This is a genomic window from Prescottella equi (assembly GCF_020171745.1).
Lineage (GTDB): Bacteria > Actinomycetota > Actinomycetes > Mycobacteriales > Mycobacteriaceae > Prescottella > Prescottella equi_A.
This window is the reverse complement of record NZ_JAIVAH010000012.1, coordinates 282,138-296,424: the sequence shown is the minus strand read 5'-3', so window position 1 is coordinate 296,424 and position 14,287 is coordinate 282,138. Positions and strand designations below refer to the sequence as shown.

At 70.4% G+C, this 14,287-nt stretch carries 15 protein-coding genes and 1 tRNA gene; 5 read left to right on the top strand and 11 right to left on the bottom strand.

Features of this window, described 5'->3' with window-relative positions:
- Positions 1–37 precede the first annotated feature (37 nt).
- Both LCL87_RS10230 and LCL87_RS10225 read right to left on the bottom strand, forming a co-directional pair.
- A complete protein-coding gene (locus LCL87_RS10230) occupies positions 38–1,534 on the bottom strand; it encodes an aldehyde dehydrogenase (RefSeq protein ID WP_225019237.1) in 1,497 nt (498 codons plus the stop codon).
- 203 nt (positions 1,535–1,737) lie between these two features.
- Positions 1,738–1,820, bottom strand: a tRNA-Tyr gene (locus tag LCL87_RS10225).
- Between the two features lie 166 nt (positions 1,821–1,986).
- Between LCL87_RS10225 and LCL87_RS10220 the strand changes: the two genes are divergently transcribed.
- Positions 1,987–2,478 carry a YajQ family cyclic di-GMP-binding protein gene (locus LCL87_RS10220; protein WP_127915597.1) on the top strand — a complete coding sequence of 164 codons (492 nt, stop codon included), beginning with the start codon at positions 1,987–1,989 and terminating at the stop codon, positions 2,476–2,478.
- A gap of 81 nt (positions 2,479–2,559) precedes the next feature.
- Here LCL87_RS10220 and htpX read toward each other — a convergent pair whose 3' ends face one another.
- Together htpX and LCL87_RS10210 are read right to left on the bottom strand one after the other, a co-directional pair.
- Complete coding sequence (gene htpX, locus LCL87_RS10215) at positions 2,560–3,462, bottom strand: zinc metalloprotease HtpX (protein WP_225019235.1); 903 nt, start codon at positions 3,460–3,462, stop codon at positions 2,560–2,562.
- A 105-nt stretch (positions 3,463–3,567) separates the two neighbouring features.
- On the bottom strand, positions 3,568–4,596 hold the full coding sequence (locus LCL87_RS10210) for a polyprenyl synthetase family protein (protein WP_225019233.1): 1,029 nt from the start codon (positions 4,594–4,596) through the stop codon (positions 3,568–3,570).
- 131 nt (positions 4,597–4,727) lie between these two features.
- Between LCL87_RS10210 and LCL87_RS10205 the strand changes: the two genes are divergently transcribed.
- Positions 4,728–6,014, top strand: coding sequence for a geranylgeranyl reductase family protein (locus LCL87_RS10205; protein WP_510850734.1), 1,287 nt, complete (start codon positions 4,728–4,730; stop codon positions 6,012–6,014).
- A gap of 22 nt (positions 6,015–6,036) precedes the next feature.
- Here the strand turns inward: LCL87_RS10205 and LCL87_RS10200 are convergent, their stop codons facing one another.
- Genes LCL87_RS10200 through menD form a run of 4 tightly spaced genes read right to left on the bottom strand, consistent with a single transcriptional unit; the run spans position 6,037 to position 9,531 of the window.
- A complete protein-coding gene (locus tag LCL87_RS10200; RefSeq protein ID WP_225019231.1) occupies positions 6,037–6,735 on the bottom strand; it encodes a demethylmenaquinone methyltransferase in 699 nt (232 codons plus the stop codon).
- Between the two features lie 22 nt (positions 6,736–6,757).
- The gene (locus LCL87_RS10195; protein ID WP_225019229.1) at positions 6,758–7,429 is read right to left on the bottom strand and encodes a phosphatase PAP2 family protein; all 672 of its coding nucleotides are present in this window, start codon (positions 7,427–7,429) and stop codon (positions 6,758–6,760) included.
- A 36-nt stretch (positions 7,430–7,465) separates the two neighbouring features.
- Positions 7,466–7,888, bottom strand: a complete 423-nt coding sequence (locus LCL87_RS10190) for a DUF3592 domain-containing protein (RefSeq protein ID WP_225019227.1) — start codon at positions 7,886–7,888, stop codon at positions 7,466–7,468.
- Positions 7,885–9,531: a 2-succinyl-5-enolpyruvyl-6-hydroxy-3-cyclohexene-1-carboxylic-acid synthase gene (gene menD / locus LCL87_RS10185; protein ID WP_225019225.1), complete on the bottom strand. Its 1,647-nt coding sequence runs from the start codon at positions 9,529–9,531 to the stop codon at positions 7,885–7,887. The genes LCL87_RS10190 and menD overlap by 4 nt, the downstream gene beginning before the upstream one ends.
- A 65-nt stretch (positions 9,532–9,596) precedes the next feature.
- On the opposite strand from menD, the gene LCL87_RS10180 reads away from it, so the two are divergent.
- Together LCL87_RS10180 and LCL87_RS10175 are read left to right on the top strand one after the other, a co-directional pair.
- Complete coding sequence (locus LCL87_RS10180) at positions 9,597–10,190, top strand: flavin reductase family protein (protein ID WP_225019281.1); 594 nt, start codon at positions 9,597–9,599, stop codon at positions 10,188–10,190.
- Positions 10,191–10,259: 69 nt separating this feature from the next.
- The gene (locus tag LCL87_RS10175) at positions 10,260–11,084 is read left to right on the top strand and encodes a siderophore-interacting protein (RefSeq protein ID WP_225019223.1); all 825 of its coding nucleotides are present in this window, start codon (positions 10,260–10,262) and stop codon (positions 11,082–11,084) included.
- Between the two features lie 57 nt (positions 11,085–11,141).
- Here LCL87_RS10175 and LCL87_RS10170 read toward each other — a convergent pair whose 3' ends face one another.
- Genes LCL87_RS10170 through LCL87_RS10160 form a run of 3 tightly spaced genes read right to left on the bottom strand, consistent with a single transcriptional unit; the run spans position 11,142 to position 13,288 of the window.
- Complete coding sequence (locus tag LCL87_RS10170; RefSeq protein ID WP_225019221.1) at positions 11,142–11,588, bottom strand: DUF6918 family protein; 447 nt, start codon at positions 11,586–11,588, stop codon at positions 11,142–11,144.
- Positions 11,589–11,633: 45 nt separating this feature from the next.
- Positions 11,634–12,632, bottom strand: coding sequence for an o-succinylbenzoate synthase (locus tag LCL87_RS10165; RefSeq protein WP_225019220.1), 999 nt, complete (start codon positions 12,630–12,632; stop codon positions 11,634–11,636).
- Positions 12,629–13,288, bottom strand: coding sequence for a PaaI family thioesterase (locus LCL87_RS10160; RefSeq protein WP_225019218.1), 660 nt, complete (start codon positions 13,286–13,288; stop codon positions 12,629–12,631). Before LCL87_RS10160 ends, LCL87_RS10165 begins: the two co-directional genes overlap by 4 nt.
- An 85-nt stretch (positions 13,289–13,373) precedes the next feature.
- Between LCL87_RS10160 and LCL87_RS10155 the strand changes: the two genes are divergently transcribed.
- The gene (locus LCL87_RS10155) at positions 13,374–14,267 is read left to right on the top strand and encodes a 1,4-dihydroxy-2-naphthoyl-CoA synthase (RefSeq protein ID WP_225019216.1); all 894 of its coding nucleotides are present in this window, start codon (positions 13,374–13,376) and stop codon (positions 14,265–14,267) included.
- Positions 14,268–14,287: the final 20 nt, after the last annotated feature.

Below are 14,287 nucleotides of genomic sequence, written 5' to 3'. Positions count from 1 at the left end.
CCCCCCCCCCCCCCCCCCCCCCCCCACCACTCGTCTGTCAGGACAGACGCGGCGGCATCGCGTCGAGCAGGACGGTCTTCGCCTCCAGATACGGCTGCAGGCCCTCCAGCCCGCCCTCACGGCCCATTCCGGACTGCTTGAACCCGCCGAACGAGATTCCGAAGTCGGTCTTGAAGCCGTTGTGCCCGACGGTGCCGGAACGCAGCTGCCGAGAGACGGCCCACGCGCGTTCGAGGTCGTTCGTGAAGACGGACGCGTTGAGGCCGTAGATGGTGTCGTTCGCGATGTCGACGGCGTGGTTCTCGTCGTCGGCCGCGATGACGCTCACGACGGGGCCAAAGATCTCCTCACGCGCGATGGTCGAGTTGTTGTCGACGTTTCCGAAGACGGTGGGCTCGATGAAGAAGCCGCGCTCGAGGTGCGCGGGCCGGCGCCCGCCGGTGACCAGCGTGGCGCCCTCCTCGCAGCCCTTGGCGATGAGCCCCTCGACCCGATCGAGCTGGCGGGACATCGCGAGCGGTCCCATCTCGGTGTCGGTGTCGAACGGGTTGCCGACGCGGATCGCGGACATCGCGGCGCCGAGCGCGTCGACGAACTCGTCGTGCCGGTTGCGGCTGACGACGATGCGGGTCAGCGACGCGCACACCTGGCCCGTCATGAGCCGCGCCGACGTCGCGATGGACTGTGCCGCGGCGGCGAGGTCGTAGTCGTCGAGGATGACGCCCGCGGACTTGCCGCCGAGTTCGAGCGTGCAGCGGGCGATGCGCTCGCCGCACAGCGATGCGATGCGACGACCGGCGGCGGTGGAGCCGGTGAAGGCGACCTTGTCGACGCCGGGGTTGCGCACGAGCAGCTCCGACACTTCCCGATCGGCCGTGACGACGTTGACGACGCCGGCGGGCAGCCCACACGCCTCGGCGATCTCCGCGAAGGCGTAGACGGCGCCGGGAGCCTCCGGCGACGCCTTGACGACGACGGTGCAGCCCGCGAGGAGCGCCGGGGCGACCTTGTTGGCGAGCAGGCCGAGGGGGCTGTTCCACGGGATGATCGCGGCGACGACGCCGACCGGCTCACGGACGAGCAGTCCGACACCCCGGCCCGAGCTGGGCTGGTGCTCCTCGACCCACTCGTAGGTATCGGCCAGGCCCGCGTAGTAGTCGAAGACGTCGCCGGAACCGGCGGAGGCGTAGGAGGAGACGGCGGCGAGGATGCCCATCTCGCTGGTCCAGATCGCACCGAGTTCGCCGCTGCGCTCGCGGATGCCGGCGCCGATCGCCCGCAGGTAGGTCGCGCGCTCGGCGTGGGTCATCCGCGGCCACGGGCCCCGGTCGAAGGCGTCGCGGGCGGCATCGACAGCGTGGGCCATGTCCTGGGCGTCGGCTTCCGCGACGGTGAGGAAGACCTCTTCGGTAGCGGGATTGACGACGTCGAACGTGGCAGACGTGGACGGCTCCACCCAGCGTCCGCCGATGAACAGCCTGCCGGGGTGCTGCAACTTCGGTGACGTCTCGTTCGCGTCGATCAGACCTGTCATCGCGGAATCGGCTCCTTCGCGTTCCTGCGCACCCGCCCTGTGACGGACGCCACTCACGATCGGACGCTAGACAGCACCGGTCCCGAAGAAACCCCGCGGTCTCGATCAGTGGGATGGATCACACCTCAAGCGGACGGAGTCGGGGCGACACGAGCCCCGAAAACAGTTCAGCCCCGACCTTTTCAAGGTCGGGGCTGAATGTGTGGCAGATGTAGGATTCGAACCTACGTAGGCATAAGCCGACGGATTTACAGTCCGCTCCCATTGGCCGCTCGGGCAATCTGCCGGGCTGCGCCCAGAGTATCTTGCTCGCTCTGACGCGTATTGAAGAATACATCGAAGTCCCCCCAGATACGCAAACCGGGTGGATACGGGGGGTAGCGACCCGATAGCGTCAGGGCTACCCACCGCTGTCCGGGTGGGGTCTACCGCCAAGAATTCAGGAGTGTGCCGTGGCTGATTCGTCCTTCGATGTGGTGAGCAAGGTTGATCGTCAAGAGGTGGACAACGCTCTGCATCAGGCTGCGAAGGAGCTGGGCACCCGGTTCGACTTCCGCAACACCGGGGCGAGCATCGAATGGTCCGGCGAGGAGACCATCACGCTGACCGCCGACACCGAGGAGCGTCTCACCGCGGCCCTCGACGTGTTCAAGGAGAAGCTGATCCGTCGCGACATCTCGCTCAAGGCGTTCGACGCCGGCGAGCCCGCGCAGTCCGGCAAGATCTACAAGCTGAGCGGATCCCTGGTCCAGGGCATCAGCAGCGAGAACGCGAAGAAGATCTCGAAGAAGATCCGCGACGAGGGCCCCAAGGGCGTCAAGGCCCAGATCCAGGGCGAGGAGCTGCGCGTGAGCAGCAAGAAGCGAGACGACCTGCAGGCCGTCATCTCGCTGCTCAAGGGCGAGGACTTCGGGATCGCGCTGCAGTTCGTCAACTACCGCTGACGCCACCCCGCTGCCGAAACACAGGCCGCACACCTTCCCGTCGATACGGGAACGTGTGCGGCCTGTGTCGTCTCGAGCGGCTCAGTGCTCCCGGTAGGTCGGGGGAAGACCACCGTCGGACGGGCCGCCGCCGGCCATCCTCTCCAGGCGCGCGATCCGGTCGGCCATCGGCGGATGGGTGGAGAACATCTTGCTGACCCGGTCACCGGGGCGGAACGGGTTGGCGATCATCATGTGCGACTGCGCCGCGATCTTCGGTTCCGGCGGCAGCGGGGCGGCCTGCGTGCCGCGCTCGAGCTTCCGCAGCGCCGACGCGAGCGCCAGCGGGTCGCCCGTCAGCTCGGCGCCCGACTGATCGGCCTGGTACTCCCGGGACCGGGACACCGCGAGCTTGACGACCGTCGCCGCAATCGGGCCCAGGAGCGAGACGAGAAGCAGCGCAATCGGATTGGTCCCCTGCCCGTCACGTCCGCCGAACATGTTCGCGAAGATCGCCATGTTCGCCAGACCCGAGATGACCGCGGCCATCGCGCCGGCCACAGACGAGATCAGGATGTCGCGGTTGTAGACGTGCGACAGCTCGTGGCCCAGTACGGCCCGCAGTTCGCGTTCGTCGAGGATGTCGAGGATGCCGCTCGTGCAGCACACCGCGGCGTGCCGCGGATTGCGTCCGGTCGCGAACGCGTTGGGCGCAGCCGTGGGGCTGATGTAGAGCCGCGGCATGGGCTGGTGCGCGGCCGTCGCGAGTTCGCGGACGATCTTGTAGATGACCGGGGCCTGGACCTCGGTGATGGGTTGGGCGTGCATTGCCCGCAGCGCGAGCTTGTCGCTGTTGAAGTACGCCCACGCGTTGGTACCGACGGCCAGCAGGATCGAGAAGATCAGAATGTTGCGGTTCCCGAACAACGAGCCGATGAAAACGATCAGCGCCGACATTCCGACCAGCAGTCCGAACGTCTTCGCGCCGTTTGCGTAACCGTGCACGACTCGCCTCTTCCCTGTTCACAACCGTGTGGCTTGCTGACCTGACAACGAACCAGCCCGGGAACAAGGTTCCCGGGCTGGTTCGCAGGCTACTTCAGAAGTTGATCAGCCGACGCGTTCGACGGTGTAGTCGACGAGTCGCACGAGCGCGTCGTTCGCCGGCCCCTGCGGCAGCTGGGCCAACTCGGCACGGGCTCGGTCGGCGTACTCGCCGAGCTTCGCCTTGGCGGCGGCCATGCCGGGCGAGCGGTCGAGCAGTTCGAGGGCCTCGGCAACGGCGTCGTCGTCGGTGACCGGGCCGTCGAGCAGGACCCGCAGCCGGTCGGCGTCGGCGCCCTCCTCGCGCAGCGCGTACAGCACGGGCAGCGTGTGGACGCCCTCGCGCAGGTCGGTGCCGGGGGTCTTGCCGGACTGCTCGGACGCCGAGGAGATGTCGATGATGTCGTCGGCGATCTGGAACGCGGTGCCGACGGCGTCACCGAGACGCTCGAGGCGCGCGATCTGGTCGGCGTCGGCGCCCGAGAACGTGCCGCCGAAGCGGCCGCTGGCAGCGATGAGCGAGCCGGTCTTCTCCCACACGACCTTGAGGTAGTGCTCGACCGGGTCCTGCTTCTCGCGCGCGCCGATCGTCTCGCGCATCTGGCCGGTGACCAGTTCGGCGAACGTCTCGGCGATGATCCGGACGGCCTCCGGGCCGAGCGTCGACACCAGGCGCGACGCGTGCGCGAACAGGTAGTCGCCGGCGAGGATCGCGATGCTGTTGCCCCAGCGCGCGTTCGCACTGGGCGCGCCGCGGCGCATCGTGGCCTCGTCCATCACGTCGTCGTGGTACAGCGTCGCGAGGTGCACGAGTTCGACGACGGTGGCCGCGGTGACCACGGCCGGATCCGAGCCCTGCGGCCCGAGCTGGGCGGTCAGCACGGTGAACAGCGGACGGAACCGCTTGCCACCGGCCTTCGCGAGGTGCAACGCCGCCTCGGTGAGGAAGTCCTCACCGTCGGACAGTTCGCTGACGAGAAGCTCCTCGACGCGGGCGAGCCCGTCGCGCACGACGTCCGCGAGCTGCTGGTCGCCGAGATCGACTCCGGCGACGACAGTGGTCGACCCCTCAGTGCTCACGATGTCAGTACTCATTCCTGTAGTCGGTGACGCCCCAGCACGCCCGGAAAACGCAGAAACCACGCTAGTGAACCTAGCGTCAACAACGCTCGGCACCACACCTGCCCTGGCCGCGTCGCGCAACGTCGGCCTGAGAAGATACTGGGGTGGTGGCCGAACAATTCCCGACCGCTGGGTCCAGCGATGCCCCGAACTCCTCGCCGCATCTGCCGTCGAGCACGGAAGTCCTGGTCGTCGGCGCAGGTCCGGCCGGTTCCGCGGCTGCGACGTGGGCGGCGCGCGACGGACGTGACGTCCTGCTTCTCGATGCAGCCACGTTCCCCCGCGACAAGACCTGTGGTGACGGGCTGACGCCCCGCGCGGTCGCCGAACTCGATCACCTCGGTCTCGGCGAGTGGGTCCGCGGCCGGACGATCAACCGCGGGCTGCGGCTCACCGGCTGGGGGCGCGAACTGGAGTTGCCGTGGCCGGGCGGAGAGCTGCCCGCGGTGGGGAGCGCGGTTCCCCGGACCGAACTCGACGACCGTCTGCGGCGCACGGCGGTGGAGGCCGGTGCGCAGATGGTGCAGGGCGCGAAGGTCGTCGGCGTCGAACGGGACGGCGACCGGGTGCGGGCGGTGACGGTGAAGACCGCGAACGGCACGCACACCGTCGGCTGCGAGAAGCTGATCGTCGCCGACGGCGTTCGCTCGACGCTCGGCAAGCAACTGGGACGGCAGTGGCACCGGGACACCGCGTACGGCGTCGCGGCCCGCGCGTACGCGCCGTCGGGGCGCAGCGACGATCCGTGGATCACCTCGCACCTGGAACTGCGTGACGACGCCGGCGCGCTGCAGCCCGGCTACGGCTGGGTCTTCCCGCTCGCGACCGGCGAGGTGAACATCGGCGTCGGCACGCTCGCCACGGCGAAACGTCCGGCGCCCGGCGCGCTGCGCCCGCTGCTCGATCTGTACGTCGCGCAGCGTCGTACCGAGTGGCAGCTGGACGGCGACGTGCATTCGGTGGCGTCGGCGCTGCTGCCGATGGGTGGCGCCGTCTCGAACGTGGCCGGACGCAACTGGGCGCTGATCGGCGACGCCGCCGCGTGCGTGAACCCGCTCAACGGCGAGGGCATCGACTACGGGCTCGAGGGCGGGCGCCTGGTGGCTCGGATCCTGGACGACGCCGACCTGACCGACGTGTGGCCCGCGATCCTGCGGGACCGGTACGGCCGCGCGTTCTCGATCGCGCGTCGTCTCGCGGGCCTGCTGACGCTGGCCCGGTTCCTGCCGGCGACCGGGCCCGTGGCGATGCGCTCGCGCGCGATGATGACCGTCGCGGTGCGGGTGATGGGCAACCTCGTCACCGACGCGGACGCCGACGCCGTGGCCCGCGCGTGGCGGACCTCGGGCGCCGGGTCCCTGCGTCTGGATGCGCGGCCGCCGTTCTCCTGAGCGGAGTCTGTCGTGAGCGGTATCAGCGAGTCGCGCGGTGCAGCGCCACGACGCCACCGGTGAGGTTGCGCCACTGCACGTTCTTCCAGCCGGCGGCCTCGATGCGCTCGGCGAGCTGCTCCTGCGTCGGCCACGCCCGGATCGACTCGGCCAGGTAGACGTAGGCGTCGGGGTTGCTGCTGACCGCGCGCGCGACCTGCGGGAGCGCCTTCATCAGGTACTCCATGTAGACCTTGCGGAACGGCCCGAACACCGGAGTGGAGAACTCGCTGACGACGAGACGTCCGCCCGGCTTGGTGACGCGGGCGATCTCGCGCAGACCGGCGTCGAAGTCGGAGACGTTGCGCAGACCGAACGAGATCGTGGCGGCGTCGAACACGGCGTCGCCGTACGGCAGGTGCATCGCGTCGCCGGCGACCATCGGGACCTGGCGGCCGATTCCGGCCTGCAGCATGCCCTTCGAGAAGTCGGTGGCCACCACCCAGGCGCCGGAGCGGCCGAGTTCGACCGTGGAGACGCCGGTGCCGGCCGCGAGGTCCAGGACCCGCTCCCCCGGCTTCAGGTCGAGCGCGGCCCGGGTCGCCTTGCGCCAACTGCGGTCCTGACCGAACGAGAGCACCGTGTTCGTCAGGTCGTATCGCTTCGCGACCCCGTCGAACATCGACGCGACCTCGTGCGGCTTCTTGTCGAGCGAGGCCCGCAAGCCGTGTGTATCTGCCACGGCGTCAGACGCTACCAACCGCTCACGCGTCGACATCGGCCGCCGGGTTGTCCTCGGTCGTTCGCGCCGGTCGGCGGGCGAGCGAGCGCGCCCGGTTGTGCGCCCACGGCAGCAGCATCGCGACGACGGCGACCGTGACGGCGGATCCGACGACGGCGCCCGCCAGGACGTCGTGCGGGTAGTGCACGCCCTGCAGGACCCGCGAGAGGGCGATCAGCGCGGCCAGCCCGATCACCAGGCCACGCTGCAGCGACGACAGCGTCCGTTCGGTCGCGAGCACGATTGCCGTCGCGAGGCCGACCGCGATGACGGTGTGGTTGCTCGGGAACGACCAGTCCCCGGGCGCCGGGCAGTCGGCGAGCGTGAGTTCGACGCGGCACGGCCGGTCCTCGCTCACGAAGACCTTGACCACCTCGCTGAGGGCGTACGCGACGACGACGCCGAAGCCACCCATCAGCAGGTCGCCGAGGTACGGCGAGCGGGTGCGCCACATCTGGGCGGCGAGCACCGCGAACAGCGCGACGAGCGCGAGCAGTCCGACGTCCGCGATCAGCCCCATACCGGGCAGGTCCGCCGTGTGCGGGACGATCGCACGATAGATCGCCGCACTGACGCCGCGCAGCAGGTACAGGGCCACCACGACGACCGCCGCGGCGACGAGCATCATCCCGGCCCGCTCCGAAGTTCTCCGCATTCGGTCGAGGATAGAAACCCTTCCTGAGTGAACTTCTCAGGAACCCCCGGCGCGGGCCCTGCGGCGGAGCACCAGCAGCACCGGCAGCGCCACGAACCAGGTGATGACGATCACCGATCCGGCCGGCACGATCGCGACGCTCGCGTCCCTGCCGGCGACCCGCACGAGATCGGGTTCGCTGCGCGCGTACTCGACGTCGATGCGCTGGCCCGCCGTGAGATTGGTCGGATACAGCACCCCCAGCTTGGGGTTGTGGGTGACGCCGTCGGGGGTGACGAAGCTGACGGCCGACCGCAGCGAGCCGGCGGACAGCACCTCCGCGGTGGCGGTGCCCATGTCCGACTCGATGGTCCGGTCGTTTCGCCACGCCGCGAGGACCAGCAGCACGGCGAGCACCGAGATCCCGGTCGCGACGACGATCACCGACACCGCCGCACGACGTGCGGCGCGCGGGGTCACAGCTGCGCTCGCACGGCGGCGTGCAGCTCCCGCAGGCCCGAACGCTCGGTGGTGACCTCGAGGACTCGGATGCCCTCACCGGGGCCCGCGAGCACCGCGGTGAGCTCGGCGAGGTCGACCCGGCGGTGCGGCACCCGGTAGGCGGCGCACAGCGCGGCCAGGTCCATGCCGTGCGGGGTCCCGAAGACCCGCTCGAACACCCCGGCGTACTGCGGATCGCCCTGCTCGAGCAGTTCGAAGATGCCGCCGCCGTCGTCGTTGGCGACGACGATCGTCAGGTCGGACGGCCGCGGTTCCCCGGTGCCGATGAGCAGGCCGGACGCGTCGTGCAGGAAGGTCAGGTCACCGAGCAGGGCGACGGTGCGACCCTCCGATTCGTACGCGAGCGCGGCCCCGACCGCGGTCGACACGGTGCCGTCGATGCCGGCGACCCCGCGGTTGGAGAGCACCTTCACCCCCGGCCGCGGGTAGCTGACGAGCGCGGCGTCACGCACCGGGTTCGACGCGCCGAGCAGCAGCTGGTCGCCGTCGGACAGCGCGTCCATGACTGCCGCGGCGACGTGCAGCCCGGTGGCCTTCGGGTGGGAGTCGAGCTGCGAGCGGACGGCCTTGTCGGCGTGCTCGGACAGGTGCCGGCAGCGCGCGATCCACGCGGGATCCGGCTCCCCCGTCACGACGGCGCGGGTGCCGGTCGCGAGGACGTTGCCCGAGACGTCGGGCCAGCGTGGGCCCGTCGTGAGCGCGTACACCGCGACGGACGGGTCGGCCAGCAGCTTCGACACCGGACGGTGCAGCGTGGGACGGCCGGTGATGATCGCCTGGCGCGGCTTGAGCTGCGGCAGTGCGAGCGGGTGCAGCGGGATGCCGTGCATCGGCGCGGTCGGTTCGGCAACCGTCGGCAGGTTCGCCAGCTCCGGCCGGTAGGCGGAGCCGTGCCCCGAGACGACGACCGTGTCGGCGGTGATGTCGAGGTCCACCGGGACGTCGAGGGTGGCGTGGGCGGTCGTGGTCCACGCGGCACCGCCGGGGCGCCCCTCCGGGACCAGGCCCTGCGCGCGCATGTCCGGGACCAGCGGCTCGCGCAGCGGGATGTCGAAGTGGACGGGACCGGCGTTGCCGGACCGGGTGCCGCGGGCGGCGGCGAGCACCCGGCACACCGCGCTCCGCCACTGGCTGTTCTGCTCGTCGAAGCGGATACCACGCATCGACTCGTCGCCGGACTCCTCGGCGAGGCCGAGGCTGATCGCGGCCCGCACCTGGCTGCCGAACAGGCCGAACTGCTCCACGGTCTGGTTGGCGCCGGTGCCGAGCATCTCGTAGGGCCGGTTGGCGCTGAGCACGATCAGCGGGATGCGCGCATAGTTCGCCTCGAGCACCGCGGGCCCGAGGTTGGCGACCGCCGTGCCCGACGTCATGACGATCGGGACCGGCTGCCCGCTCGCGACGGCGAGACCGATCGCCAGGAATCCGGCGGTGCGCTCGTCGATCCGCAGGTGCAGACGGAGCCGGCCGGCCGCGTCGGCGGCCTGCAGCGCGAACGCGAGCGGCGCGTTGCGCGAACCCGGGCAGAGCACGACCTCACGGACCCCGCCGCGGATCAGTTCGTCGACGACGGCGGTGGCTTGCGCAGTGGACGGATTCACGCCTTCCAGATTGGCAGACGCGGCGGCCGACGCGCCGGGAGGGGCGGTGCCACGATGGTCGGATGGTGCGCACAATCTTCGATCCCACCGAGATGGGTCCGGGTCGCTTCTATCCGGTGCTGACCGCGTCGGTGGTGCCGCGTCCGATCGCGTGGGTGTCGACGCTGTCGACCGACGGGGTGCCGAACCTGGCACCGTACAGCTTCTTCACGGTGTCGAGCGCCGAGCCGCCGGTCGTGCAGTTCACGTCGGTCACCCGCAAGGACAGCCTCCGGAACGTCGAGGCGACCGGAGAGTTCGTGGTGAACCTGGCGACCGAGGCGATGCTCGACGCCGTCAACGCCAGTTCGGCGCCGTACGAACCGGGCACCGACGAGTTCGCCGCGCTCGGCATCGCGGCCGAGCCGAGCGAGCGGGTCCGCCCGCCGCGGGTCGCGGACTCCCCCGTCGCGATCGAGTGCCGGCTGCGGCAGGTGGTCGAGGTGGGCACGTCGTTCGTCGTGATGGGCGACGTGCTGGCGGTGGCGGTGCGGCCGGAGGTGCTGGCCGACGACGGCCTGCCCGCGTTCGCCGCGATCGCCCCGCTGAGCAGGCTGGGCCGCGACGAGTGGGGCATGACGCCCGCGGTCCGCCGCATCCAGCGCCCCGGCGCGCCCTGACCGTCACGCCGCCGACACGGCCACGTTAGGGTTGGCTAAATTGTCGCCGGATTCGCGGGACGGAATGTCATGGCCAAACGCTCCAAGTTCGTCAAGCCCGAGCAGCGCGAGATCGTCTCCGCGCACGTGCTGGGCAGCAAACAGATCAGCCCGAACTTCATGCGCGTCACGATCGGCGGCGACGACCTGCGCGGGTTCACGTCGATGGGCTTCGACCACTGGTTCCGGATGTTCCTTCCCGACCCGGAGCTGACCGGCTTCCGGCTACCCACGTCCGCGGGCCACCTCTGGTACCCACAGTTCAAGCTGATCCCCAAGGACGTCCGGCCGGTGCTCCGCAACTACACCGTGCGTGAATTCCGTCCCGCGGGAGGACTTTTCGGGGACGGACCCGAACTCGACATCGACTTCGCATCGCACGGCGACCTCGGTCCGGCGTCGGCGTGGGCCAACTCGTGCGCGCCGGGCGACCCACTGGGCCTGCTCGACGAGGGCCTGATCTACAACCCCACCCCGGACGCCCGCTGGCACCTGCTCGTCGGCGACGAGAGCGCACTGCCCGCGATCGTCGGCATCCTGAAGTCGGTCGACCCGGGGCTGCCGGTGCGCGCCTACATCGAGATCCCGCACACCGACGATCGGCAGGACGTCCCGGTGGGCACCGACGCCGAGGTGCACTGGCTGGTGCGCGAGGATCCGTCGGCGAAGCCCGGCGAACTCGCCCTCGCGACGGTGCGGGCCGCCGATCTGCCGGACGGCCCGTCCTACACGTTCGTCGCGGGCGAGAGCGACCTCGCGACGGGTCTGCGCCGCCACCTGGTGAACGACCGGCGGGTCCCCAAGTCCGATATCGCCTTCACCGGGTACTGGCGCCACGGCCACGCCGCGTACTGAGCCCCGAACGACAACGAGCCCGCCCGGATCACCGGGCGGGCTCGCTGTTGTTCACGACTAGGCGGCGTGCTTCTGCACCAGGTCGCCGAGACGCGGCAGCGCCTCGATCACGTGCTTCTTCGCCGACGGACGCAGCGACGAGTAGACCCTCTTGATCGCGCCCTTGTCGGTGCCCTCGATGCGCTCGTCGGTGACGCCCAGCAGCGCGTCCGCCGCGGCATCGCTGCGCGCGGTCAGGAACGCCGAGAAGCTGCCCTCACCGCTGGCCCCGAACTCCTGCCAGAACGGCTCGAGCCGCGCGACGAACGCCGGCAGCAGGCCCTCGATGGCGTCCGGCACGATCGACGGTCCGACCTTCTTGACGGCGCCGTAGCCGCCCTTGAGCGCCAGTCCGGACGCACCCTTCTTGTCCGAGACCTCCGCGTCGACGAGCGCCTGGACGTCCGCGAGGACCGCGGGCATCCGTGCATCGTCCAGCAGGGTGTCGTTCAGTGCTGCAACCACTTCTTGCCTCCGTATCGACTGGTCCGTATCTGACCGGGCACGAGACTATACGAGGTCGGTGTCGCCGCTGGTGGCGAGGATTTGGTGACAGCGGCGCAGCCGCGCGAGCCACCATTGCGCCCGTTCCGGCGGGGCCGCGAGGTCGGTGAGCCGGGCCGGATCGGGGACGACGGGACCCGCGTCGAGCGTGCCGTCGGCCATCTCCCGCGGGTCGGCGACGTCGGCGGCGAACAGTCCCCCGGTGCCGAGTCCGCACGCGTGGTTCAGGTTCGGCAGCGCCGCGGCCGCGGCCAGCCCCGCACCCATCCCGACCGCGGTGTCGAGTGCGCTCGACACCACCACGGGCACGCCGTACCCGGCGAGTTCGTCGGCGAGCGCGAGCAGACGGCGCATCCCACCGAGCGGCGGCACCTTCACCACCGCGACGTCGGCGCCGCCCGCACGCACCACGCGCAGCGGGTCCTCGGCGCGGCGGATGCTCTCGTCGGCCGCGATCGGCACGCCCGGCAGCCTGCGGCGAACCTCGACAAGCTCGGGCACGCTCGCGCAGGGCTGTTCGGCGTACTCGAGCGGGCCGGCGGCGGTCAGCGCAGTGAGCGCTGCGACGGCGTCGTCGACGTTCCAGCCGCCGTTGGCGTCGACCCGCACATTGGGGATCGACTCACGGACCGCGTTCACCCGGGCGACGTCGTCGGCGAGCGACTGCCCCTTCTCGGCGACCTTGACCTTCGCGGTGGCGGCGCCGGGGAACCGGGCGAGGATCTCCGGCACCTGCTCGGGTCCGATCGCCGGCACGGTCGCGTTGATCGGCACCCGCTCGCGCAGCGGTGTCGGCGGGCCGACCCACGCGGCCTCGATGCCGGCCCGGAGCCAGTGCGCGGCCTCGGCGTCGTCGTACTCGGGGAACGGCGCGAACTCGCCCCATCCGGACGGCCCCTCGAGCAGCACCGCCTCACGAGTCATGATGCCGCGGAAGCGAACCCGCATCGGCAGGCTCACCACGAGCGCGCCGGCCAGGACATCGGCGAGCGGCGGGAAGGTCACGGCTGCCCCGGCAGGAGCTCGATCATGAGCGCCTCGCAGTCGGCCAGGACGGTGCCGTCCAGGTCGCGCAGTTCCGCGGTGCAGAAGAGCTTGCGACCCTCGACGCGGTCGACGCGACCCTCGACCACGAGTTCGGTGTCGAGCGGCGTGACCTGGCGGTAGTTGACGTGCAGATAGGCCGTCCGCGCGATGGGGTGCCCCGACGCGAAGACGATCATCCCGAGCATGTCGTCGAACAGCAGGCCGATGGTGCCGCCGTGCGCGGCGCTGTTGCCGCCCCGGTGGAACTGGCGGAAGACACCGCGGGCGCGGATGCCGTCGGCCTCGACCTTCTCGAACAGCCAGGGCAGGAGCAGCAGGCTGCCCCGACCCGGCAACTGCCGGTTGAAGCCCGCCGGGGACTTGCCCTCCGGAACGCGGTACGGCTCGAGCAGGTCGCTGAGCGCGTTCACCCGAGCGGTCGCCTCCTCGACGACGTCGTCGGGGATGTGCGTCGAGACCGCGAGATCCTGCAGCCGCCGCAGCGACTCGACGAACTCCCCGTAGTTCGGCCCGGCCTGCACCGGCGTGAACACCGGGAAGCCGCCGTGGTGTTCGTGGACGTCGTCCCCGGATCGGACCTCGGGTCGAACACCGGACTGCACTGACTCGCTCATGCCCTGCACGTTATCGCCGGAAAGGGGTGGTTCGGGCGTGAGGCACTGCCCGACACTCCGACGGCCGGGGCATATCCTTCGGTCCGTGACCTTCAACCCGCAGCTCTGGCGTCCCGTCCCCGGTTTCGAGGATCTCACCGACATCACGTACCACCGTCATGTCACCGAGGGCATCGTCCGCATCGCGTTCGATCGCCCCGAGGTCCGAAATGCCTTCCGCCCGCACACCGTCGACGAGCTGTACCGCACGCTCGACCACGCGCGCATGACGTCCGACGTGGGCTGCGTGCTGCTCACCGGCAACGGCCCCAGCGAGAAGGACGGCGGCTGGGCGTTCTGCTCGGGCGGCGACCAGCGCATCCGCGGCCGCAGCGGCTACCAGTACGCGTCCGGCGAGACCGCCGAGACCGTGGACCCGGCCCGTGCCGGACGTCTGCACATCCTCGAGGTGCAGCGCCTGATCCGCTTCATGCCCAAGGTCGTCATCGCCCTGGTCAACGGCTGGGCCGCCGGCGGCGGGCACAGCCTGCACGTCACGTGCGACCTCACGCTCGCCTCCCGCGAGCACGCCCGCTTCAAGCAGACCGACGCCGACGTGGGCAGCTTCGACGGCGGCTACGGCAGCGCGTACCTCGCGAAGATGGTGGGCCAGAAGTTCGCCCGCGAGATCTTCTTCCTCGGCGACACCTACACCGCCGAGGAGATGCACCAGATGGGCGCGGTCAACCGGGTCGTCGACCACGACGAACTCGAGAACGTCGCGATCGAGTGGGGCACCAAGATCAACGGCAAGTCGCCGCAGGCGCAGCGCATGCTCAAGTACGCGTTCAACCTGCAGGACGACGGCCTGGTGGGCCAGCAGCTGTTCGCCGGCGAGGCCACCCGCCTGGCGTACATGACCGACGAGGCCGTCGAGGGCCGCGACTCGTTCCTGCAGAAGCGCGACCCGGATTGGGCGCCCTACCCCTGGTACTATTGACCTCCCCTTTACTCGTAAAT

Excerpts from the sequence above, each read along its gene's own strand:
- LCL87_RS10230 (WP_225019237.1), bottom strand. The coding sequence starts at position 1,534 with ATGACAGGTCTGATCGACGCGAACGAGACGTCACCGAAGTTGCAGCAC.
- LCL87_RS10210 (WP_225019233.1), bottom strand. The coding sequence starts at position 4,596 with ATGAGTACTGACATCGTGAGCACTGAGGGGTCGACCACTGTCGTCGCC.
- LCL87_RS10195 (WP_225019229.1), bottom strand. The coding sequence starts at position 7,429 with ATGCGGAGAACTTCGGAGCGGGCCGGGATGATGCTCGTCGCCGCGGCG.
- LCL87_RS10175 (WP_225019223.1), top strand. The coding sequence starts at position 10,260 with ATGGCCAAACGCTCCAAGTTCGTCAAGCCCGAGCAGCGCGAGATCGTC.
- LCL87_RS10160 (WP_225019218.1), bottom strand. The coding sequence starts at position 13,288 with ATGAGCGAGTCAGTGCAGTCCGGTGTTCGACCCGAGGTCCGATCCGGG.